Annotated in this window: 19 protein-coding genes; 6 read left to right on the forward strand and 13 right to left on the reverse strand. The window is 64.0% G+C overall.

Annotated features, from left to right (window positions below; all coding sequences use genetic code 11):
* Nucleotides 1-130: 130 nt before the first annotated feature.
* From F2P45_RS10565 to F2P45_RS10575, 3 genes are all read right to left on the reverse strand, one after another.
* On the reverse strand, nt 131-679 hold the full coding sequence (locus tag F2P45_RS10565; protein ID WP_166873954.1) for a hypothetical protein: 549 nt from the start codon (nt 677-679) through the stop codon (nt 131-133).
* 106 nt (nt 680-785) lie between these two features.
* Complete coding sequence (gene ylqF / locus F2P45_RS10570) at nt 786-1,706, reverse strand: ribosome biogenesis GTPase YlqF (RefSeq protein ID WP_229505025.1); 921 nt, start codon at nt 1,704-1,706, stop codon at nt 786-788.
* 107 nt (nt 1,707-1,813) lie between these two features.
* Nucleotides 1,814-2,746, reverse strand: coding sequence for a histone deacetylase family protein (locus F2P45_RS10575; RefSeq protein ID WP_166873960.1), 933 nt, complete (start codon nt 2,744-2,746; stop codon nt 1,814-1,816).
* 176 nt (nt 2,747-2,922) lie between these two features.
* Here F2P45_RS10575 and F2P45_RS10580 point away from each other — a divergent pair, with 176 nt between their 5' ends.
* The 5 genes from F2P45_RS10580 (at nt 2,923) to F2P45_RS10600 (ending at nt 8,853) form a co-directional block, all read left to right on the forward strand.
* Nucleotides 2,923-3,843, forward strand: coding sequence for an AAA family ATPase (locus tag F2P45_RS10580; protein ID WP_166873963.1), 921 nt, complete (start codon nt 2,923-2,925; stop codon nt 3,841-3,843).
* 6 nt (nt 3,844-3,849) lie between these two features.
* On the forward strand, nt 3,850-4,869 hold the full coding sequence (locus F2P45_RS10585) for a DUF58 domain-containing protein (RefSeq protein ID WP_166873966.1): 1,020 nt from the start codon (nt 3,850-3,852) through the stop codon (nt 4,867-4,869).
* The gene (locus F2P45_RS10590; RefSeq protein WP_166873968.1) at nt 4,866-6,890 is read left to right on the forward strand and encodes a transglutaminase TgpA family protein; all 2,025 of its coding nucleotides are present in this window, start codon (nt 4,866-4,868) and stop codon (nt 6,888-6,890) included. Before F2P45_RS10585 ends, F2P45_RS10590 begins: the two co-directional genes overlap by 4 nt.
* Entirely contained in the window at nt 6,890-8,056 is a 1,167-nt protein-coding gene (gene mltB / locus F2P45_RS10595) for a lytic murein transglycosylase B (RefSeq protein WP_166873971.1), read from the forward strand. Before F2P45_RS10590 ends, mltB begins: the two co-directional genes overlap by 1 nt.
* 470 nt (nt 8,057-8,526) lie before the next feature.
* Nucleotides 8,527-8,853, forward strand: coding sequence for a hypothetical protein (locus F2P45_RS10600; protein ID WP_054266941.1), 327 nt, complete (start codon nt 8,527-8,529; stop codon nt 8,851-8,853).
* Between the two features lie 182 nt (nt 8,854-9,035).
* Here F2P45_RS10600 and cysM read toward each other — a convergent pair whose 3' ends face one another.
* Complete coding sequence (gene cysM / locus F2P45_RS10605; protein WP_166873974.1) at nt 9,036-9,938, reverse strand: cysteine synthase CysM; 903 nt, start codon at nt 9,936-9,938, stop codon at nt 9,036-9,038.
* Nucleotides 9,939-10,055: 117 nt separating this feature from the next.
* Between cysM and F2P45_RS10610 the strand changes: the two genes are divergently transcribed.
* On the forward strand, nt 10,056-11,795 hold the full coding sequence (locus F2P45_RS10610; protein WP_166873976.1) for an FAD-dependent oxidoreductase: 1,740 nt from the start codon (nt 10,056-10,058) through the stop codon (nt 11,793-11,795).
* Between the two features lie 164 nt (nt 11,796-11,959).
* On the opposite strand, the gene F2P45_RS10615 is transcribed toward F2P45_RS10610, so the two are convergent.
* The 9 genes from F2P45_RS10615 to aroA all read right to left on the reverse strand — a co-directional run bounded on the left by F2P45_RS10615 (nt 11,960) and on the right by aroA (nt 21,415).
* Nucleotides 11,960-13,351: a M20/M25/M40 family metallo-hydrolase gene (locus tag F2P45_RS10615; RefSeq protein WP_166873979.1), complete on the reverse strand. Its 1,392-nt coding sequence runs from the start codon at nt 13,349-13,351 to the stop codon at nt 11,960-11,962.
* A gap of 166 nt (nt 13,352-13,517) precedes the next feature.
* The gene (locus tag F2P45_RS10620) at nt 13,518-13,892 is read right to left on the reverse strand and encodes a ComEA family DNA-binding protein (RefSeq protein ID WP_166873982.1); all 375 of its coding nucleotides are present in this window, start codon (nt 13,890-13,892) and stop codon (nt 13,518-13,520) included.
* 136 nt (nt 13,893-14,028) lie between these two features.
* Complete coding sequence (gene rfaE1 / locus F2P45_RS10625) at nt 14,029-14,904, reverse strand: D-glycero-beta-D-manno-heptose-7-phosphate kinase (protein WP_229505026.1); 876 nt, start codon at nt 14,902-14,904, stop codon at nt 14,029-14,031.
* A 117-nt stretch (nt 14,905-15,021) separates the two neighbouring features.
* Nucleotides 15,022-16,197 (reverse strand): lipopolysaccharide assembly protein LapB, encoded by a 1,176-nt coding sequence (gene lapB, locus F2P45_RS10630; protein WP_166873988.1) that lies wholly within the window; start codon nt 16,195-16,197, stop codon nt 15,022-15,024.
* Nucleotides 16,198-16,249: 52 nt separating this feature from the next.
* The gene (locus F2P45_RS10635; protein WP_126075989.1) at nt 16,250-16,555 is read right to left on the reverse strand and encodes a LapA family protein; all 306 of its coding nucleotides are present in this window, start codon (nt 16,553-16,555) and stop codon (nt 16,250-16,252) included.
* Nucleotides 16,556-16,820: 265 nt separating this feature from the next.
* Nucleotides 16,821-17,126 carry an integration host factor subunit beta gene (locus tag F2P45_RS10640; protein WP_008446215.1) on the reverse strand — a complete coding sequence of 102 codons (306 nt, stop codon included), beginning with the start codon at nt 17,124-17,126 and terminating at the stop codon, nt 16,821-16,823.
* An 18-nt stretch (nt 17,127-17,144) separates the two neighbouring features.
* The gene (gene rpsA / locus F2P45_RS10645; protein ID WP_267877345.1) at nt 17,145-18,857 is read right to left on the reverse strand and encodes a 30S ribosomal protein S1; all 1,713 of its coding nucleotides are present in this window, start codon (nt 18,855-18,857) and stop codon (nt 17,145-17,147) included.
* 110 nt (nt 18,858-18,967) lie between these two features.
* Entirely contained in the window at nt 18,968-19,633 is a 666-nt protein-coding gene (cmk, locus tag F2P45_RS10650) for a (d)CMP kinase (RefSeq protein ID WP_166873996.1), read from the reverse strand.
* A gap of 447 nt (nt 19,634-20,080) precedes the next feature.
* Nucleotides 20,081-21,415, reverse strand: coding sequence for a 3-phosphoshikimate 1-carboxyvinyltransferase (aroA, locus tag F2P45_RS10655; protein ID WP_166873999.1), 1,335 nt, complete (start codon nt 21,413-21,415; stop codon nt 20,081-20,083).
* Between the last annotated feature and the right edge of the window lies 1 nt (nt 21,416).

Consider the following 21,416-nt stretch of genomic DNA (forward strand, 5'->3'; position numbering starts at 1 on the left):
CGAACGCGATGTGATTCGCGATATATACGGGGATGTAGCTACATAATCGGCATCAGCCCCGGATAGTCAAATCACACAGTCAGGAAGTAAATACGCAAATCCTATTTGCCCGCTTATTCCGACGCGCCGTTCAGCGCTGTTGAAAAGCCTCCAGGCGGGCGAACAATTCCTCGCCGACCTGCTCGTCGTTCTGCTTCTTGCCGCCCCAAATGCGCAAACCCGGCGTCATGAAGCAAAACATCTTGCGCTTGCCGACGAAACTGATATTGCCGTACACGTTCGATAACATGAAGGACCTGCGCACGCTGCGTCCACCCTGTTTGACCTGCACATCCGGCCGGACATAGAAGATAATCGACAGGCACTGCACCGGCATCTGGCCGAATTGATCCATGACGGTGATATTCTCGACATCGCGAAAAGCCACCACGGTGCCGTCGGCAAAGCTGACGCCTTCGTCGCCGACTGTCATCGAGGCGCTCTTGCCATTGCTCGCAAACTGGCAAAGGCACATGACGCCTGCCCATCCGCCGAGTAGCAGAAAAAACGCCGCGATGCCCTTCTCGCCCTGATTGAGTGCCATGACGCCGAAGACGATCATGAGCGGGGCCGACACGAGCAATATCCACGCAAGCTGCCTGGTATCGGTATAAACGGTCGGGGGACGCGATGCGTGCATGTCACACTCCATTCAAAGGGACATGAAGTATAACATGTTGGCAAATGGGAAATATTATTGAGCAATAGCCGCCGGGATGCCATCGGCGGCATCCCTGTGCCCGTCCTCAGGTGCCGCGTTTGCCGCGTGCCGAATTGGCGGCTTTCTCGGCGGCGATGGCCGCTGCCTTTGCGGCCTTGGCGGCCATCTCGGCCGCGTGCTGGGCCATGCGCACGGCGCGCGTTTCCGGCGTTTCGAGGCTGATCCGACCGAGCGCGCCGGTGCGGTAATCCTGCAGGAAGATATGCGAGGCTTTTTCGAAATCGAGGTCGCCGCCCTTCTGGCGGTAGCCGCGCCGCGCCGCCACGCCTTCGACCACGGCGATGCCGTCCATGCCCTCGGTCTTGAAGCCATAGCGCGCACTCAAGAGCGCCGGGTAGCGCGCCAGCAGTTCGTCGGCCAGGAACACCGCCACTTCATCTTCGATGAGGGCGTTCGAGCCGATGGCGTGGCTGGCGGCGAGCATCAGGCCATCGCTGGCGAGCGCGATCTTCGGCCACAGCATGCCGGGGGTGTCGACCAGGATGATGTTCTTGCCGAGGTAAAGCTTCTGCTGCATCTTGGTCACGGCCGGCTCGTCGCCCACCTTGGCCACCTTCTTTTTCAGCAGCGCGTTCATGAGGGTCGACTTGCCGACGTTGGGAATGCCCATGATCATGATGCGCAGCGGCTTGGTCGGCACGCCGCGGTGCGGCGCCAGCGACTGGCACAGGTCCGGGATCTTGGCGACGTCGCCCGGCTTCTTGGTGGTCATGGCGTAGGCGGTCACGCCTTCCTGGGCGTTGTAGTAGGCGCTCCAGGCGGCGGTGGCGGCCGGATCGGCCAGGTCGACCTTGTTGAGGATCTTGAGGCAGGGGCGCTGGCGGAACAGGCGCAGTTCCTCGACCATGGGGTTGCAGCTCGCCTCGGGCAGGCGCGCATCGAGCACCTCGATCACCAGATCGGTGTTCTCCATCTGTTCGGCCGCCTTCTTGCGGGCGGCGTTCATGTGGCCCGGGTACCATTGTATCGACATGCTGTGCTTTCGGAATTCTCGTTTAAGGCGCTATTTTACCGGGGCCGGCCCGGTGCGCCGAAAAAACGGACGAACGCCGGCTACTCCAGCTCGGCCAATACCTTGATGTGCGCCGCCACGCTGCGTCCCAGCGCCGACAGGTTGTAGCCGCCTTCCAGGCAGCTGACGATGCGCCCCCTTGCGTACAGGCGCGCCACGGTCATCATTTCGCGCGTGATCCAGGCGTAATCGGCTTCGACCAGGCCCATGCCGCCCACATCGTCTTCGCGGTGGGCGTCGAAGCCGGCCGAAATGAAGATCATCTCGGGCTTGAAGTTGTGCAGCGCCGGCAGCCAGTGCTCGGTGACCAGTTTGCGCACCACGTCGCCGCCGCTGCGCGCGGGCACCGGAATGTTGACGCAGGTGGCCGTTTGCGGCTCCGGTTCGGTGTACGGATAAAACGGATGCTGGAAAAAGCTGGCCATCAGCACGCGCGGATCGTCGCGGAACGATTCGGCGGTGCCGTTGCCGTGATGGACGTCGAAGTCGATGATCGCCACCCGTTCCAGCCCGTGCGATTCGAGCGCGTGGCGCGCGGCGATCGCCACGTTGTTGAACAGGCAAAAGCCCATCGGCTCGGTGGGCAGCGCGTGGTGGCCGGGCGGGCGGATGGCGCAGAAGGCGTTGTCGATGCTGCCGGCGATGACGGCGTCCGTGGCGGCCAGCGCGGCGCCGGCGGCGCGCAGCGCGGCCTGGTAGCTGTGCGAACAGAGCGTGGTATCGGCATCGAGCGGATAGGTCTCGCCTTCCCGCGTGGGCGTATTGTCGCGCACCAGCGCGATGGCTTCGAGCGTGTGGTTGCGGCCGATGGCGGGGATTTCGGCCAGCGGCGCCTCGCGCCGTTCGACCAGGCTGTCGATGCGGGCCAGGATCAACTGGTCTTCGATCGCCTGCAGGCGCGCGGGCGACTCCGGATGCCATTCGCCCATGTCGTGGCGGCTGCAATCGGGGTGGCTGTATATGGCTGTGCTCATGTGCGTGATTTCAGTAGCGGCGTCATCAATGTTGCACCGGAAACGCCGTTCTCGCATAGAATCTTGGAGAAACGGGTCGTGATGACGCAGTAGTGGTGCCGAAGGCGCTAATCTACCATGCCGTGCCCCACGCCGGTGCGCACGACCACCCACCGCACACTGTAAAGATCAACGCCATGTTCAAAAAGATGCACGCCGTCGCCCGCCAGGTCAGCCAGATTGTCGTCGGCAAGGATTTGCAGGTGCGCCAGGCGCTCACCTGCCTGCTGGCCAACGGCCACCTGCTGATCGAAGACGTGCCGGGCGTCGGCAAGACCACCCTGGCGCACGCGCTGGCCATTTCGCTCGGCCTCAAATTCAACCGCGTGCAGTTCACCAGCGACCTGCTGCCGGCCGACGTGGCCGGCATCTCGGTGTACGAACGCGAAAAGAACGGCTTCGTGTTCCATCCCGGCCCGATCTTCACGCAAGTGCTGCTGGCCGACGAAATCAACCGCGCCACGCCGAAGACCCAATCGGGCCTGCTCGAAGCGATGGAAGAGCGCCAGGTGACCGCCGACGGCGTCACGCGCGCCCTGCCGGCGCCGTTTTTCGTCATCGCCACGCAAAATCCGCTGCACCAGGTGGGCACCTTCGCCCTGCCCGAGTCGCAGCTGGACCGCTTTCTGATGTGCCTTTCGCTCGGCTACCCCGACGCCGCCGCCGAACGCGCGCTGCTGATGGGCGAGGACCGCCGCAGCATGCTCAAGACGCTGCCGGCGGCCATGCAGCCAGCCGAACTGACGGTGGCGCAAAAGGCGCTGCGCGAAATCCACACCTCGGCCTCGCTGATCGATTACGTGCAGGCGCTGGCGCAGGCCTCGCGCCAGAACGGCATGTTCGCCGAGGGCTTGTCGCCGCGCGCATCGATCGCGCTGCTGCAGGCCGCGCGCGCCTGGGCCGCCATGGAAGGGCGCGACCACGTGGTGCCGGAAGATATCCAGGCGGTGCTGGTGCCGGTCTGCGCGCACCGCCTGCGTCCCTTGAAGTCGGCGCACGGGGTGGCGCTGGCCAGCCGCGACCTGGTCCTGCAACTGCAGAAATCGGTGCCGGTGTAAGCGGGCATGTCCGACTCCGCCCCCTCCTTCCTGGTCCGTTTGATTCCCGCCGCGGTACGCGCCAAGGCCGATACCTGGCTGTTCCAGAAGCGCGGGATCGATCCTGGCGAAACCTACCTGGCCCAGCGCCGCGTGTTCATCCTGCCCAGCGGCGCCGGCATGGGATTCGCCGCGCTGATCCTGACCCTGCTGATCGGCTCCATCAACTACTCGCTCGGGCTGGGCTTTGCGCTGACCTTCACCATGGGCACCTGCGCCATGGTCGACATCATCCTGACCTACAAGAACCTGGCGTACCTGCACCTGCGCCCGGGCCGCGCGCAGCCGGTGTTCGCCGGCGAAGTGGCGCAGTTCGAACTGCACGTGGTCAACCGCACCAAGCTGGACCGGTACGCGCTGTGGATCGACTTCATCGAGGCCGGGCAGGCGCGCCACGTGACCGACGTGGCGGCCGGCGCCAGCAGCGCGCTGACGCTGTCGGCGCCGAGCCTCGAACGCGGCTGGCTGGCGGCGCCGCGCATCCGCCTGTCGACCCGTTTTCCGCTTGGTTTGTTGCGCGCCTGGAGCTACTGGCAGCCAGACCTGTCGGCCCTGGTCTATCCCTTCCCCGAAGAGAACGCGCCGCCGCTGCCGATGTCGGGCGTCGAGAGCGCCGACGGCCACGGCCACGCCGGCCACGACGACTTCGCCGGCATCCGCAGCTACCAGCCGGGCGACCCGATGCGCCACATGGCGTGGCGCCAGATCGCGCGGCTCGACCCGGCCGACGGCGGCCAGCTGGTCACCAAGCACTTCGAAGGCGGCGCGATCGACGAGCTGGTGCTCGACTTCAATGCCATGCCGGTCTTCATGAACCTGGAACTGCGCCTGTCGCGCATGACGCGCTGGGTGCTGGACGCCGAACAGCGCGCCCTGCCCTACGCGTTCCGCATGGGCGCCATCGATTTCGAGGCGTCCAGCGGCGAAGCGCACCAGGCGGCCTGCCTGCGCGCGCTGGCCCTGCACGGCCTGGGAGAGGCGCCATGAGCGCGCTCAAGCCAGCCAGCCGGGGCGGCCTGGCGCGCCTGGCCGCCCAGCTCCCGCGCGACAAGGCCGACACCCTGCTGCTGCTGGCGGCGGCGTTGATGGTGCTGGCGCCCCATGCCGGCCACCTGCCGCTGTGGGTGTCCGCCCTGTGCGGCCTGACCCTGCTGTGGCGCGCCGTGGCGACCCTGCGCGGCACGCGCATGCCCTCGGCCCTGCTGCTGCTGCCCTTGTCGATGGCGGCCATGGCGGGCGTGTTCATGAGCTACAAGACCCTGTTCGGACGCGATGCCGGGGTGGCCATGCTGGTGCTGCTGGTGGCCTTCAAGATGCTGGAGATGCACGCGCGGCGCGACCTGTTCGTGGTGATCTTCCTGTCGTTCTTCCTGGTGCTGACCAATTTCTTCTACTCGCAGAGCATGTTCACGGCCCTGATGATGATCGCCTCGATCATTGCGCTCCTGACCGCGCAGTTGTCGTTCCAGTTCACCGGCGCGGTGCCGCCGCTGGGCCGGCGCCTGTGGATGGGCGCGCGCGTGTTCCTGATGGCCGCGCCGCTGGCGGTGCTGCTGTTCGTGCTGTTCCCGCGCATCCAGGGGCCGCTGTGGGGCATGCCGAGCGACGCCCAGGGCGGGCGCATGGGCCTGTCGAACAGCATGGCGCCGGGGAATATGTCGAACCTGGCGCAATCGGACGATCCGGTGTTCCAGGTGCGCTTTCTCGATCCGCCGCCATCGAAGGCGCAGCTGTACTGGCGCGGCGTGGTGCTGGGCGAATTCGACGGGCGCACCTGGACCAAGGTGCGGCGCTCGCCGCGCAGCGCGCCCGAACGGATTTCGATGAAGATGCGCGGACCGGCGATCCGCTATCAGCTGACCCTGGAGCCGTCGTCCAACAACTGGCTGTTCGCGCTCGACCTGCCCGAGCGCCTGCCGGACCTGGAAGACAATACGGCGCGCGTCTCGAACGAGCTGGAACTGTTCGCCAACTACGCGCTCGACAAGCGCGTGCGCTACGACCTCAGTTCGCACATCGACTACAGCCTCGGCGCCGCCCCCGAACTGGTGGAGCGCTGGCGCTGGCTGGACCTGCCCGACGGCTTCAACCCGCAGGCGCTGCAAGCCGGCGCCGCCATCGGCCGCACGATGCCCGATCCGGAACAACGCGTCCGTTCGGTCCTGACCATGTTTACCGAGCAGCCGTTTTCGTACACGCTGCAGCCGCCGCTACTGGGGCGCAACTCGGTCGACGACTTCCTGTTCAAGACGCGCTCCGGCTTTTGCGAACATTACGCCAGCGCCTTCGTGGTGCTGATGCGCGCCGCCGGCGTGCCGGCGCGCGTGGTGATGGGCTACCAGGGCGGCGAATTCAATCCCATCGACGGCTTTTTGTCGGTGCGCCAGTCGGAAGCGCACGCCTGGGCCGAAGTCTGGATCGCCGAGCGCGGCTGGCTGCGGGTCGACCCGACCGGCGCGGTGGCGCCGGAACGGGTGCAGCGCGGCCTGGCGAGCGCGCTGACGCAAAATCCGCCCGCCTTCGCCGGCCTGGGCGGGCTGCTCGGCTTGAGCGGCGAGCGCAACGCGCTGCTCGAACAGCTGCGCTTTCGCTTCGACGCGATCAACAATGGCTGGAACCAGTGGGTGCTGAACTACACGCCGGACCGCCAGAGCGGCTTGCTCGACAGCCTCAAGCTCAGCCTGGCGCACTGGCGCACGCTCGCCGTCCTGGCCGCCATCGGGGCACTGTTGCTGGTGTGGCGCGCGCTACGGCTGCGGCGCGGGACAGACCCGGTCGATGCGCTATACTCGGCCCTGTGTCGAAGGATGAGCCAGCTTGGCATGGCGCGCGCCGCCGACGAGGGTCCCAACGCCTACGCCGCCAGGCTCGCGCAAGGCACGCTGGCGCAGGACAAGATCGCTGCCGCCAAGCGCTTCCTGGCCCTCTACAGCGCCCACAAATACAGTGCCCGGCCGCCCGCTTCCGGGCTCGCTTCCACCCTGAAAAGTTTGCTGAACAACATTTAATGAAATTTACTTCTCTCTTGCTGGCACTTGCCGTGTCGGCAAGTCCCCTGAGCCAGGCTGCGCCTGCCAAAAAAACCGGCAAGAAAAGTGCCCAGTCCAAGCCCAAAGCCGCGCGCAAGGCCGCCGCCGTGGCCGTGCCCGCCGCCGCCGCGGCCGCGCTGACGGCGGCCCAGGCCGGCGACGCGCTCGTCTTCAGCGAGTCGGAGGCGGTCAATGCCTTCGCCGACGAGGTGGCGCTGCGGCACGGCTTTCCGCGCGCCGAGCTCGCTGCGCTGATCGGCCAGATCCGCTACATCGAGACCGCGGTCCAGCTGGTCAAGCCGGCGCCCAAGGGCAAGCCCAAGAACTGGCAGAACTACAGCCGGGTGACGATCGAGCCGATCCGCATCCGGGCCGGCGTGGCGTTCTGGAACCAGCACGCCGCGGTGCTGGCGCGCGCCCAGGCCGAATACGGCGTGCCGGCCGAAATCATCGTCGGCATCATCGGCGTGGAAACCATCTACGGACGCCAGACCGGGCGCTTCCGCGTGCTCGACGTGCTCGCCACCTTGGCCTTCGCCTATCCCGAGGCGCCCAACCGGGCCGCGCGCATGGCTTTCTTCCGCGGCGAGCTGGAAAACGCGCTGGTGCTGGCACGCAAGTCGAATATCGACCCGCTGTCGATGCTTGGGTCCTTTGCCGGCGCCATCGGCATGCCGCAGTTCATGCCGGGCAGCGTGCTGGCCTACGGAGTCGACTACGACAACAACGGCAGCATCGACCTGCGCGGCTCGGCGGTGGACGCGATCGGCAGCGTGGCCAGCTTCCTGGTCCAGCACGGCTGGCAGGCAAAGCAGGCCGGGCCGCTCGTGTATCCGGCCAGCGTGTCCGACGACCGGGCCTGGGAAAGCTTGCTCAACCAGGGCCTGGCGGCCAAGTTCCGCGCCGAGGAATTGCGCGCGGGCGGTGTCAGCACCAGCGCGGTGTTGCCTTCGAACCAGCGTTTCGGCCTGATCGACCTGCCCAACGGCCCCGATCCGACCGAGTACCGGATCGCCACCGATAATTTTTTCGCCATTACGCAATACAACCGCTCTTACTTCTACGCCATGTCGGTGATCGAATTGGGACGTGCAATTCGTCAGAACCGGGCTGGACAGCCTCTTGCCTCAGTGGAAACTTTGTAAAAGAATGTAACGACTGGAGCACCTTTTGTTGCCTGATTTTGAGGCCGCACCCGGCCCGCGCGCGTCGCACGTGTCCCGCCGGCTATCCATTCGTGCCCCATAGAAATGCCTCTTGCGTTAATATACTCAGAAACATGTTGCTAATAAGCCAGTTCTCTTTAGAATTGTGCGGCGGATGCATCTAAATTGTCTTACACTTAAGTTTTCTGGGAAAACAATTAGTTTTTCCGTGATTTTGTGAGAGAATTGCAATGCGGCTATGTTGCGATCAGACAACACGACCGACATCATTTTGTAATCTGTTATTGCTTATCGGTATTAGATTACAAAACGTTGTACAATTGTGTATATTTTTTAAAAAGTGTTACCCAAGATAAATTCGCAAGCGCACTTCGACGGTGGTTGACCAGCAGCGAGAGCTCCGCGTGTTTGACTTAGCAGCACCACTCACAATAGGAATTATTGACATCATGACAAACCAAGTCGGCATTGATATGAACAGCGATTCGGACTCCGATGATCTGCTGCAATACAACCCAAATCGTTTACTGGACACGCTGATTGAAAATCTGCGCCTCAAGAACGATGCGGCCCTGTCGCGCGCGCTGGAAGTGGCGCCGCCGGTGATCTCGAAGATCCGCCATCACCGCCTGCCGGTCGGCGCTTCCCTGCTGATCCGCATGCACGAAGTGAGCGACCTGTCGATCCGCGACCTGCGCTACTTGATGGGCGACCGCCGCAACAAGTTCCGCATCAGCGACAAACAGTTCAAGCCAAAAGAAGGCGATCCAGCGTAATAGCGGGGTCGGTCCGCGCGCCCACAGGCGCTGCCGGATAAGCCTGTGCCTTGCCCTGTGGGGGGCGGCGCACGGGAAGCATGCAAAAACGCCTTCCACCATGAACGGGTCCGACTCGTTCAAGGTGGAAGGCGTTTGTTTTTGTGCGCGGCGATGTTGCCCCGCTGCGGCCGCGTTCCTGCTTATGCCGGGAACACCCCGGTCGACAGGTAACGGTCGCCGCGGTCGCACACGATGAAGACGATGGTGGCGTTTTCCACCGTCTGCGAGATGCGCAGCGCGATCTCGCAGGCGCCGGCGGCCGAAATGCCGCAGAAGATGCCCTCTTCGGCCGCCATGCGGCGCGCCATCTGCTCGGCCGCGGCCTGGCTCACGCTCTCGACCTGGTCGACGCGCGCCTTGTCGAAGATCTTCGGCAGGTAGGCTTCGGGCCACTTGCGGATGCCGGGAATCTGCGAGCCGTCCTCGGGCTGGGCGCCGATGATCTGGACCGCTTCGTTCTGCTCCTTGAGATACTGCGACACGCCCATGATGGTGCCGGTGGTGCCCATGGCGCTCACAAAATGGGTGATGCCGCCCTTGGTGTCGCGCCAGATCTCGGGACCGGTCGACTCGTAGTGGGCGCGCGGGTTGTCGGGATTGCCGAACTGGTCGAGGATGATGCCCTTGCCGTCGCGCTGCAACTGCTCGGCCATGTCGCGCGCGTATTCCATGCCGCCGGTCTTGGGCGTGAGGATGATCTGGGCGCCGTAGGCGGCCATGCTCTGGCGCCGCTCGATCGACAGGTACTCGGGCATCAGCAGCAGCATCTTGTAGCCCCGGATCGCGGCCGCCATCGCCAGCGCGATGCCGGTGTTGCCGCTGGTCGCTTCGATCAGGGTATCGCCCGGCTTGATCTGGCCGCGTTCTTCGGCGCGGCGCAGCATCGACATGGCGGCGCGGTCCTTGACCGAGCCGGCCGGATTGTCGCCTTCCATTTTGCCGAGGATGATGTTGTTGCGCGCGGCCGCATCGGCGCCCGGCAGGCGCACCAGGCGCACCAGCGGGGTATTGCCGATCGTATCTTCGATGGTCATGTAGGGCATGGCTTACTCTTTGCAGTTCAACAAAACATCATTCTAATCCACGATGCCCTTGTGCGTATGAGACGGGTCAGCCAGCTGCTAGACTGAGGGCTGATCCCCTCACAGAGCCGACCGCCCATGAGCACTTTGCCCGCCCCCGACTTCATTCCCGACAACAGCATTCAGGAGCGCGCCCAAAGCTCCCTGAGCAAATACGACACGCGCCGCGACCAGATGTTCCCGGTCCTGACACAGGCCGAAATCGCGCGCCTGCGCCGCTTCGGCAAGGAAGGGCACTGGGACGACGGGCAAGCCATTTTCGAAGCCGGGGGCGGCAATCCGGGCATGATGATCGTGCTCTCGGGCCAGGTGCGCATCAGCCAGTGCGACGGCATGGGCAACAGCCACACGATTGTCGAACACGGTCCGGGCCACTTCACGGCCGACGTGGGCCAGTTGTCGGGCAGCCCGGCGCTGGTAAGCGCGCACGCGGCCGGCACGGTCGAGGCGCTTATCGTCACGCCGGAAGCGCTGCGCGCGCTGGTGGTGGCCGAGGCCGAACTGGGCGAGCGCATCATGCGCGCACTGATCCTGCGGCGGGTGGGACTGATCGAAGCCGGCACCAGCGCCCCGGTGCTGGTCGGCCCGCCCGGCAGCGCCGACCTGTTCCGCCTGCAGACCTTCTTGACCAGCAACGGCCATCCGCACATGGTGCTCGACCCGGCCACCAGCCCGAACGCCGAGGCGCTGATCCGCATGTACCAGCCCGGCCCGCACGAACTGCCGCTGGTGGTGTGCCCGGACGGCGTGGTCAAGAAGAATCCGAGCCTGGCCGAACTGGGATACTGCCTCGGCATGCTGCCCGACCTCGATCCGGACAAGGTGTACGACGTGCTGGTGGTCGGCGCCGGGCCGTCCGGCCTGGCGACGGCGGTGTATGCGGCCTCGGAAGGCCTGTCGGTGCTGGTGGTGGAAAACCGCGCCTTCGGCGGCCAGGCCGGCGCCAGCGCGCGCATCGAAAACTACCTCGGTTTCCCGACCGGGATTTCGGGCCGCGCGCTGGCCGGGCGCGCCTTCGTGCAATCGCAAAAATTCGGCGCGCAGGTGGCCATTCCGGCGGCGGCCGACAAGCTGCTGTGCGACCAGTATCCGCTGCGCCTGTCGCTGGCGGACGGCGGCCAGGTACAGGCGCGCGCGGTGGTGCTGGCGTGCGGGGCGCGCTACCGCAAGCCGGACCTGGCCGACCTGGCCACATACGAAGGCTGCGGCGTGTACTACTGGGCTTCGCCGCTGGAAGGACGCCAGTGCCAGGGCGAGGATGTGGTGCTGGTCGGCGGCGGCAATTCGGCCGGCCAGGCGGCGGTGTTCTTGTCAAGCCATGCGAAGACGGTGCACATGCTCATTCGCGGGGCCGGGCTGGCGGCGAGCATGTCGAGTTACCTGATCGAGCGGATTGCGGCGACGCCGAACATCGTGCTGCACACGCATACCAGCCTGACCAGGCTGGAAGGCGACGGGCAGCGCTTGAGCGGCGTGCGCTGGCGCCAGCGCGGCGAGCAGGAACAAAGCCACGCGGTGCGCAGTGTGTTCTTGTTCGTCGGGGCAGATCCGAATTCGGGCTGGCTGGCCGACTGCGGCGTCCAGGTCGACCAGGGCGGATTCGTGATGACCGGGACCGATGTGATGATGGCGCGCTGCCGGGTGACCGGGCACATGCTCAACCCGGACGGTTCGCTGCACGGGAACCTGGAGACTACCGTGCCGGGGGTGTTTGCGATCGGCGATGTGCGGGCCGGGTCGACCAAGCGGGTGGCGGCGGCGGTGGGAGAAGGTGCGGCCGTGGTGGCGCAGCTGCATGCGTATCTGGCGATGAAGTAGGCGCTGCCGTTTGCGTCTGCCGCCTCTGAGGTTCGCGCCGCCGCCACCGTCGTTGCGGCTACCACCACGTCGTTCCCGCAGAGGCGGGAACCCAAGTTGGTACCATTGCTATCGGCGGCTCGACAAACTTGGGTCCCCGCCTTCGCGGGAACGACGGGGGATCTTTAGCGCAACGGCATCGGATACGTCGCCACGCTCACATTGCCATCCTTGTCCACCGCCTGCACGCCGAAGAAGTAGTTGTCCTTCGACAGCTTGACGGTCGCCTCGGTCACGTTCCCCACAAACAAAGCGCCCTGCCACTGCGCGGCGGTCGTGTCGCGCCAGACAATGCGGTAGCCGGCCAGATCGGGCTCGCCATTGGCCTGCCACACCAGCGACGAATCGTTTTCGAGCTTCGCGGTGCGCATCTGCACCTTCTGCGGCGCGGCCGGCGCCAATGACAGCGTGGCCAGCGCCGCCGCGTTCACCCGCGCCACCTTCGCGATGTAGTTGTAGTCGTTGAACTCGGGCAGGTCGCCATACTGCATCGCCCCTTCCTTGCGCACGTTCTGGTGCTGGTGCGCGAAGTCTTCGTTCGGTTCGGTGAAGCGCAGCGCCGCAAAGCCGCGCTCCAGGAACGGCATATGGTCGCCCCCGCGCAGATAACGGTCGCGCCGCTGGATCACGTTCACCGTAAAACCAGGCACGTAGCGCTCTCCCACTTCCTTCACATGGCGCGCCAGCTGACGCGAGGTCGAGTCGTTTTCGCCACCGGTCGCCAAGAGGGCGCGATTGCTTTCGCTGTTCTCCCTGGTCGCCGGAATCGATTCGGCGAACAGGCGCACCTGCCTGTCGTCGACGCGGCCATCCTCGGCGCGCGAGCTGCCGATGATATCGTTGGTGAACATGCCCTGCAGGTTCAGGTTCTTGAGGCGGGCCTGTTCGGCCCAATGGGCCGCGCCCAGCAAGCCCTGCTCCTCGGCCGCCACCGCCATGAAGACGATGGTCGCGTCGAACTGGTGGCGCGCCATGACGCAGGCCATTTCCATCACGGCGGCGGTGCCGGAAGCGTCGTCGTTGGCGCCCGGCGAATCGCCGGTGGCGTCCATGATGTCGGTATTGCGCGAGTCGTAATGGCCGCTGACGACGTAGATGCGCTCTTTCGACGCAGCCTGCGTGCCGGGCAGGGTCGCCACCACGTTGACGATCTCGGTCGGGCGTGAAATGCGCGCCGACACCGGCGCGACATGGCTGTCGAAGCTCACCTGCAAACGCCCGCCGGCGGCGGCTCCGCAGCGCTCCAGTTCGGCCTTGATCCAGCGCCGCGCGGCGCCGATGCCGACCGTATCGGACACCGTATCGGACATGGTGTGGCGCGTCTTGAAGCCAACCAGTTTGCGCACATGCGCTTCGATGCGCTGCGGCGAAATGTCGCCGACGATCTTGTCGACCTGGGCCTGGCGACGGACAAGGTCCGGGCTCGCGGGAGCGGCGGGAACGGCGGCGGTGCAAGCGCCGGCAGCGGCGGCGATCAGGGTGGCCAGCAGGGGTTTGGTGAACGGGACAGATGCCATGAGAGGTCCTTCGCGACGGCGACAGTTAATTGAGCGCCGTTATCTTCTCACGACCCGGCGCGCACTAGTATGTCCATACAGCGAAAAAACGTTACTCACGCAAGCCGAGCGCCCATGAAAAAACCCGCGGCGTTGGCGGCGGGTTTTTGGGCAAGATGCATGGCGTTTACATTTTGGCCGGGGCCGCCGCCGGCTTGGCGGCTGGGGCCGGTTTGCCGGCTACGGCTGGCGCCGCTTTACTGGCCGTGGCCGGCGCTGGAGCAGCAGCGTCGAACGGCTTGCCCGCTACCTGCAATCCCGCCTGCGACAGCTTGACCGCGCGCTTGTCGCCCACGCCCTTGACGCGCCTGGAAAAGTCGGCCCAGTCCTTGAACTCGCCACCCTTGGTGCGTTCTTCCAGGATCAGCTTGGAGGTGGAGGGGCCGATGCCCTTCACGCCGTCGAGTGCGGCTGCGTCGGCCTTGTTGACGTCGACCTGGGCAAACGCCATGCTCATCGTGGCCACCAGGGTTGCTACTGCCAGCATCAATTGTCGGATCATGTTGTGTCTCCTTCAGATTGTAGGGACGCGATTGCGGCCCCATCAAATCAACGGGTGACCCGGCACAATGTTGACCGCTCCGATTGAGCGTTATCAGAACAGCAAAATGCCAATCGTGTAGGCAGACTCTGCTGTTTTACAGACCGAACAGTTCCTCGCGCGTCACGGTCGCCGTGCCGAGCTTGCCGACGACGATGCCGCCGGCGCGGTTGGCGGTCATGATGGCGTCGGCCATCGGCATGCCGGCGCCGAGCATCGAGGCCATGGTGGCAATCACGGTGTCGCCGGCGCCGGAGACGTCGAACACTTCGCGCGCGTCGGCATGCATGTGCAGCACTTCGCTACCGGTGTACAAACTCATGCCCTCTTCCGAGCGCGTGAGCAGCAGCGCGTCCAGGCGCAGTTCGGCGCGCAGGGCCTGGGCCTTGGCGGTGAGCTGGTCTTCGCTCGACCAGCTGCCCACGATGCGGCGGAACTCCGACTTGTTCGGCGTGAGCACGGTGGCCCCGGCGTAGCGCGAAAAATCGTCGCCCTTGGGGTCGACCATGACGATCTTGCCGGCCGCGCGGCCCGCCTCGATCATGTGCGCCACGTTCACCAGGCTGCCCTTGTTGTAGTCGGACAGGATCACCACGTCGTAATCGGGCAGCAGCGCGTTGAACTGGGTGAGCTTGTCGCGCAGGACCGTGTCGGTCGGCGCGTCTTCGAAGTCGATGCGCAGCAGCTGCTGCTGGCGGCCGATCACGCGCAGCTTGATGATGGTGGAAATGGCTGCATCGCGCTGCAGGTAGCTGTCGATGCGCGACTCGGCCAGCAACTGTGCCACCTGCTCGCCCGCTTCGTCGGCGCCGACCACGCCCAGCAAGCCGCAGCGGGCGCCGAGGGCCGCCGCATTGCGCGCCACGTTGGCGGCGCCGCCGAGGCGCTCTTCGCGCTTTTCGATGCGCACGATCGGCACCGGCGCTTCGGGCGAGATGCGGCTGACGTCACCGAACCAGTAACGGTCCAGCATCACGTCGCCGACGACCAGGATGCGCACCGCGGCCAGGTCGGGCGCGGCGATGAAGGAATGGCTGTCGGCGCTGAGCAGGCGCGCGGGTGTGGCGTTGAGATTGGTCATCGTTCGGATTTAGTTCATGACATTGAGTTCTTCGGTGCGGCGCGGCGGGTAGGTCTCCCAGCGGCTGCATCCCGGGCACTGCCAGTAGAACTGGCGCGCCTTGAAGCCGCAGTGGCTGCACTGGTAGCGCGCCAGCTTCTGGGTGTAGCCGCGCACCAGGTTCTTCACCATCGACAGCTCTTCCCAGACATCGGCCGGTGCGTCCATCAGGCGCGCTTCGAGCAGTTTGTCGAGGCCGAGCAGGGTCGGATTGCGGCGCAGTTCCTCGATCATCAGCTGCTTGGCCGCGTCCACCCCATCGAGCTCGATGACGGCCTTGAACACCACTTCGATCAGGTCGATCGAGGAGGCTTCGGCCAGGTAGGAGCGCAGCAGGTTGACGCCTTCCTGCGGGCGGCCGACCTTGCGGTAGCCGTCCATCAGGCGCTGCGCGACCAGGGCCACGTGCGGCACGCTTTGCTGCTCGACGCGGCGCCAGGTGAGCAGCGCGCCTTCGACATCATCCTTGACCAGCTGGGCGTCGCCGGTGAGCAAGGTGGCGCGCACGTTCTTGCGGTCGGCGTGCAGGGCTTTGTCGAGCAGGGCCAGGGCATCGTCGGTGTGCATGTGGACCAGCGCATCCTGGGCCAGCTCGCAGTAGAACTGGGCGATTTCCTTCTGGCGCGCGCCGGCGCCGGATTCCTGCAGGCCGAGCGCGGCTTCGATGGCGCGCGGCCATTCCTTTTCGCGCTGGTAGATTTCGAGCAGGGCGCGGCGCGCCTGGGCGCCGTAGGGCGTGTCGAGCAGCAGGTTGAAGGTTTCTTCGGCGCGGTCGAGCAGGCCGGCCTTGAGGTAATCCATGCCCAGTTCGTACTGGCCGTGGGCCTTTTCGTCGGCCGGCAGGTCGGGACGCGAGAGCAGGTTCTGGTGGACGCGGATGGCGCGCTCGATCTCGCCGCGGCGGCGGAACAGGTTACCGAGCGCGAAATGCATCTCGACCGTTTCGGGATCGAGCTTGACGATGTCGATGAAGGCGTCGATGGCCTTGTCGGGCTGCTCGTTGAGCAGGAAGTTGAGGCCGCGGAAATATCCACGCGGCAAAGTGCGCGATTCGGAGAGCAGCTGCTTGATGTCGACGCGCGCGGCGATCCATCCTAGGGCGAAAAACAGTGGGATGCCAAGCAACATCCAGATTTCAAATTCCATGCGGTTCTTTTTGTTGGTTTTTCAGATGGGTGAGTGCCGGGTAACTGCGGGCTTACTGCTGCGTGCTGACGCTGTCCGGCTGCGGCTGGGCAACATTGGTGCGCGCCACGGTTTGCAGGGCGACGATGGTGTTCTTGTGCTTCGAGGTTTCGCGGCGGTGGCGGAACACGGTGGGCGTGACGGCCAGGATGCCGAGGGCGGCGCCGGCCACGAAAAAGCCCAGCAGCATCAACACCAGCGGGCCGCGCAGTTCGTAATTGAGGAAAAAGTGCAGGTCGACTTCCTGCGTGTTCTTCAGGGCGAAGCCGAAAAACAGGATAAACAGAATAAATCCAACGATGGTGGATACAAATTTCATCAGCCAGGTCCAGTCTGAAAAGGTCGCAAGTGTCGCATATTACACCAAAACGACGGCCTTTCGGCCGTCGCCCCCGCGCAGGCGGGGGCCTATGGCACCTATCAGCAAAGGTGATATGGATTCCCGCCAAGGGGGCCGCCGAGGCCGGGGACGGCGACACAACCGGGGCCTGTCCCTAGTTTCAACGTTTGGATTTGACCCCGGAACTTTGCGGGCGAAAAAAAACGGCATCCAGGGATGCCGTTCTTCTGTGTCGACAAACGACTCAGTCTTCAATAATCGGCTGCCCGACCATCGCATCTACCCGTTCGCGCAATTGCTTGCCCGGCTTGAAGTGCGGTACCCGTTTTTCGGGAACCATCACCTTGTCGCCGGACTTGGGATTGCGTCCGATGCGCGGCGGCCGGCTGTTCAGGGCAAAACTACCAAAACCACGGATCTCGATGCGCTGGCCAGTCGCCAAAGCGTTGGTCATGGCATCGAGAATGGTCTTGACAGCGTACTCCGCATCCTTGGCCACCAGCTGAGAATAGCGCTCAGCCAGGCGGTTAATCAACTCGGACTTCGTCATCTGTCGATTCCGAGTGTCTTAGTTCTTGTTGTCGAACTTAGCTTTCAACAGTGCGCCCAGGCTGGTGGTGCCCGATGCCGCATTGTTGTCGGAGGACGAAGCCATTTTCTGCATCGCTTCCTGGGTTTCAACATTGTCTTTCGCTTTGATCGACAGCTGGATGCTGCGCGCTTTGCGGTCGATGTTGATGACCAGTGCTTCAACCGAATCGCCAACCTTCAGGTGGGTACCAGCATCTTCAACGCGGTCGCGCGAGATTTCGGAAGCACGCAGGTAGCCTTCAACTTCTTCGGACAGCTGGATGACAGCGCCCTTAGGCTCGACCGACTTGACCGACCCCGTTACCAGGGAGCCTTTGTCGTTCATTGCAGCGAAGTTGTTGAATGGGTCGCCTTCGAGTTGCTTGACACCCAGGGAAACGCGCTCGCGCTCGACGTCGATTGCCAGAACGATGGCTTCCAGTTCGTCGCCCTTTTTGAAACGGCGCACAGCTTCTTCGCCGGTTTCGGTCCAGGACAGGTCGGACAGGTGCACCAGACCATCGATGTTGCCAGCCAGGCCGATGAACACGCCGAAGTCGGTGATCGACTTGATCGCGCCGCGGACTTTGTCGCCCTTCTTGTGGGTAACGCCGAAGTCATCCCATGGATTCGCTTTGCACTGCTTCATGCCCAGCGAAATACGGCGACGCTCTTCGTCGATCTCGAGAACCATGACTTCCACTTCGTCGCCCAGCTGGACAACTTTGTTTGGTGCCACGTTCTTGTTGGTCCAGTCCATTTCGGAAACGTGAACCAGACCTTCGATACCCTGCTCGACTTCCACGAACGCGCCGTAGTCGGTCAGGTTCGTTACTTTGCCGAACAGACGGGTGCTTTGTGGGTAACGACGGGACAGACCGGTCCAAGGATCGTCGCCCAGTTGCTTCACGCCCAGCGAAACACGGTTCTTTTCCTGATCGTACTTCAGGACTTTGGCGGTGATTTCCTGGCCAACGGTCAGCACTTCCGACGGGTGACGCACACGACGCCATGCCAGATCGGTGATGTGCAGCAGGCCGTCGATACCGCCCAGATCCACGAACGCGCCGTAGTCGGTGATATTTTTGACGACGCCGGTCACCACGGTGCCTTCTTTCAGCGTTTCCATCAGTTTCTGACGCTCTTCGCCCATCGATGCTTCGATGACGGCGCGGCGGGACAGAACCACGTTGTTACGCTTACGGTCGAGCTTGATGACCTTGAATTCCAGGGTCTTGCCTTCGAACGGGGTGGTGTCCTTGACAGGACGGGTGTCGACCAGCGAACCCGGCAGGAACGCGCGGATGCCGTTGGTCAGAACGGTCAGGCCGCCCTTGACTTTGCCATTGACGGTACCGACGACGATCTCGCCCGATTCCATGGCTTTTTCCAGAGCCAGCCACGACGCCAGGCGCTTGGCCTTGTCGCGCGACAGGATGGTGTCGCCGAAGCCGTTTTCCAGCGACTCAATCGCTACGGAAACGAAATCGCCGACTTGAACTTCCAGTTCGCCCTGGTCGTTCTTGAATTCTTCGATAGGAATGAAAGCTTCGGATTTGAGGCCAGCGTTGACGATCACGAAATTGTGGTCGAGACGCACGACTTCAGCGGAAATAACTTCGCCGGAGCGCATATCTTGGCGCGACAACGATTCCTCGAAGAGCGCTGCAAAACTTTCCATACCGGTTGCTTCAGTTGTTGCTGTTGACATAGTTTGTACACGAGTTAGCCAGCAGAGATCGCACCATGCGACTTAAACTGGGTTATAGGTTGAAACAACGCCTGCAATGGCACAATTGCAATTGCAAGCACCCATTGCTACTACTTAGCGTGCGCATACCATTTCAGCACTTCCTCGACCGCTTCGTCAGCGGTCATATTGGAGGTGTCGAGCAGGTGCGCCCCTTCTGCCGGCATCAATGGCGCGATGGCCCGGCAAGTATCACGGTCGTCGCGCGCCTTCAAATCGGACAGGAGGTCTTCTATATTAGCAGAAAACCCCTTGTCAATCAATTGCTTATATCGGCGTTGCGCGCGCGCCTCGGTACTGGCGGTGAGAAACACCTTCAGTTGCGCGTGCGGAAAGATGACCGTGCCCATATCGCGGCCATCGGCGACCAGTCCCGGCGCCCGGCGAAAGCCCAGCTGCAGCGCGAACAGGGCCTGGCGCACGGCCGGCAGCGCGGCGATTTTCGATGCCATGTTGCCAACTTCTTCCGCGCGGATGAGTTGGGTGACATGTTCGTTCGCCAGCAGGATTTCACCGCCGCTGAAGCTGGCGGGAAGGTGTTCGGCGAGTTTCGCGAGGCCATGTTCGTCGCTGAGCGGCGTGGCGCGGCGCAGCGCCATCAGCGCGGTGAGGCGGTACAGTGCGCCGGAATCGAGGTAATGGAAGCCGAGGCGATCGGCCACCTTATGGGCGACGGTCCCCTTGCCGGAAGCGGTGGGGCCATCGATGGCGATGACGGGAATATGCGAATGTGGCATGGGACGGTGTCCTGGTGAAATCACTATAAAACGTGCAAAAACGGTAAGGTGAAAAATCCCACGATGAGCATCAAAAGTCCTACCACCGGGGTCAGAGCTCTAATTCGAAACATTGCAATATCCCCCAACCAGGGTCAGAGCTCTAAATCGAAACATTGCCCCCCCCCAACCGGGGTCCGACCTCTGATTAGAAACTTATTGCCAAAAAACAATTTCCGCCACGCACCGGCCCGGCGCTATGCCGATGTCTGCCTACCACGGGCATCCGCGTGGGCAGAACTGACCTGGCAACGTGTGGCCAAAGAAAATTCTATCGCTGTATGCAATAATTTCTAATCGGAGGTCAGACCCCGGTCGTGGGCTTATGTCGCTGTGATGCAATCAATTTCTAATTAGAGCTCTGACCCCGGTTGTAGGTGGGTTGAGCTCTGTTGTAGGAGTTCATCCTCAAATCAGTTGGTCGTGGGCGATGCCGGCGAAGGCGTCGAAGTAGTCGGGGAAGGTCTTGGCGACGCACTTGGGGTCGTTGATGCGCATCGCGTTGCCGCGCCGCGCTTTGCCGTCCAGACTCGCCAGCGAGAAGCACATCGCCATCCGGTGGTCATCATACGTGTCGATCGTCGCGGCGCTCAGCGCGCCGACGGGCGGGGTCACCGAAATGAAGTCCGGCCCCTCCACCACGATCGCACCGAGCTTGCGCAGCTCGGTCGCCATCGCGGCCAGGCGGTCGGTTTCTTTCACGCGCCAGCTGGCGATGTTGCGCAAGGTCGTGGTGCCGTCGGCGTACAGCGCGGCCACCGCAATCGTCATCGCCGCGTCGGGAATGTGGTTGAAGTCGGCGTCGATGGCTTTCAACACGCCGTTCGAACGCGCTTCGATCCAGTTGTCGCCGCGCGTGATCGTCGCGCCCATCTGCTCGAGCGCTTCGGCAAAGCGCACGTCGCCCTGGATGCTGTCGCGCCCTACTCCTTCAACCCGGATCGGACCGCCGCCAATCGCGCCCGCCGCCAAAAAGTACGAGGCCGACGAGGCGTCGCCTTCCACATGGATCGTGCCCGGACTGGCGTAGCGCTGACCCGGCTGCACGGTGAACGATTGCCAGCCGTCCTGCTCGACCGTCACGCCGAAGCGCCGCATCAGGTTCAGGGTAATTTCGATGTACGGCTTGGAGATCAGTTCACCGACGACGTCAATCGTGACCGGGTGCTCGCGCGCCATCAGCGGCGCGGCCATCAGCAGCGCGGTCAGGAACTGGCTCGAGACGTTGCCGCGCACCGCCATGCGCTGCGCGTGGATATGCCCGCGCCGGATGCGCAGCGGCGGAAAACCTTCGACGCCGGTGTATTCGATCTGGGCGCCAATGGCGTTCAGGGCGTCGACCAGGTCGCCGATCGGACGCTCGTGCATGCGGGTGACGCCGTGCAGCGTGTAGTCGCCGCCAATGACGGCCAGCGCCGCCGTCAGCGGGCGGATCGCGGTGCCGGCGTTACCCATGAACAGATCGGCCCCGTGCACCGGCAAGGTGCCGCCGCCGCCATGCACGATGTGGGTGTGCCCGTCGACCTGCTCCCATGTCAGGCCCAGCGAGCGCAGCGCGCCGAGCATGACCAGGGTGTCGTCCGACGCCAGCAGGCCGATGATGGTGGTGCTGCCTTCGGCCAGCGCGGCCAGCAGCAAGGTGCGGTTGGAGATGCTCTTCGACCCCGGCAGCCGCACCACGCCCTCGACGTGCATGACGGGCTTGAGATCGATATGGTGCGGGTACTGCTTCTGCTGGGTCATG

Source organism: Massilia mucilaginosa, from assembly GCF_011682145.1.
Taxonomy (GTDB): domain Bacteria; phylum Pseudomonadota; class Gammaproteobacteria; order Burkholderiales; family Burkholderiaceae_D; genus Telluria_A; species Telluria_A mucilaginosa.

Coding starts and splice junctions, on each gene's coding strand:
- F2P45_RS10565 (WP_166873954.1), bottom strand. CDS start 679: ATGCACGCATCGCGTCCCCCGACCGTTTATACCGATACCAGGCAGCTT.
- ylqF (WP_229505025.1), bottom strand. CDS start 1,706: ATGAACGCCGCCCGCAAGAAGGCGGCCGAACAGATGGAGAACACCGAT.
- F2P45_RS10575 (WP_166873960.1), bottom strand. CDS start 2,746: ATGAGCACAGCCATATACAGCCACCCCGATTGCAGCCGCCACGACATG.
- F2P45_RS10580 (WP_166873963.1), top strand. CDS start 2,923: ATGTTCAAAAAGATGCACGCCGTCGCCCGCCAGGTCAGCCAGATTGTC.
- F2P45_RS10585 (WP_166873966.1), top strand. CDS start 3,850: ATGTCCGACTCCGCCCCCTCCTTCCTGGTCCGTTTGATTCCCGCCGCG.
- F2P45_RS10590 (WP_166873968.1), top strand. CDS start 4,866: ATGAGCGCGCTCAAGCCAGCCAGCCGGGGCGGCCTGGCGCGCCTGGCC.
- mltB (WP_166873971.1), top strand. CDS start 6,890: ATGAAATTTACTTCTCTCTTGCTGGCACTTGCCGTGTCGGCAAGTCCC.
- F2P45_RS10600 (WP_054266941.1), top strand. CDS start 8,527: ATGACAAACCAAGTCGGCATTGATATGAACAGCGATTCGGACTCCGAT.
- cysM (WP_166873974.1), bottom strand. CDS start 9,938: ATGCCCTACATGACCATCGAAGATACGATCGGCAATACCCCGCTGGTG.
- F2P45_RS10610 (WP_166873976.1), top strand. CDS start 10,056: ATGAGCACTTTGCCCGCCCCCGACTTCATTCCCGACAACAGCATTCAG.
- F2P45_RS10615 (WP_166873979.1), bottom strand. CDS start 13,351: ATGGCATCTGTCCCGTTCACCAAACCCCTGCTGGCCACCCTGATCGCC.
- F2P45_RS10620 (WP_166873982.1), bottom strand. CDS start 13,892: ATGATCCGACAATTGATGCTGGCAGTAGCAACCCTGGTGGCCACGATG.
- rfaE1 (WP_229505026.1), bottom strand. CDS start 14,904: ATGCTGGACCGTTACTGGTTCGGTGACGTCAGCCGCATCTCGCCCGAA.
- lapB (WP_166873988.1), bottom strand. CDS start 16,197: ATGGAATTTGAAATCTGGATGTTGCTTGGCATCCCACTGTTTTTCGCC.
- F2P45_RS10635 (WP_126075989.1), bottom strand. CDS start 16,555: ATGAAATTTGTATCCACCATCGTTGGATTTATTCTGTTTATCCTGTTT.
- F2P45_RS10640 (WP_008446215.1), bottom strand. CDS start 17,126: ATGACGAAGTCCGAGTTGATTAACCGCCTGGCTGAGCGCTATTCTCAG.
- rpsA (WP_267877345.1), bottom strand. CDS start 18,857: ATGTCAACAGCAACAACTGAAGCAACCGGTATGGAAAGTTTTGCAGCG.
- cmk (WP_166873996.1), bottom strand. CDS start 19,633: ATGCCACATTCGCATATTCCCGTCATCGCCATCGATGGCCCCACCGCT.
- aroA (WP_166873999.1), bottom strand. CDS start 21,415: ATGACCCAGCAGAAGCAGTACCCGCACCATATCGATCTCAAGCCCGTC.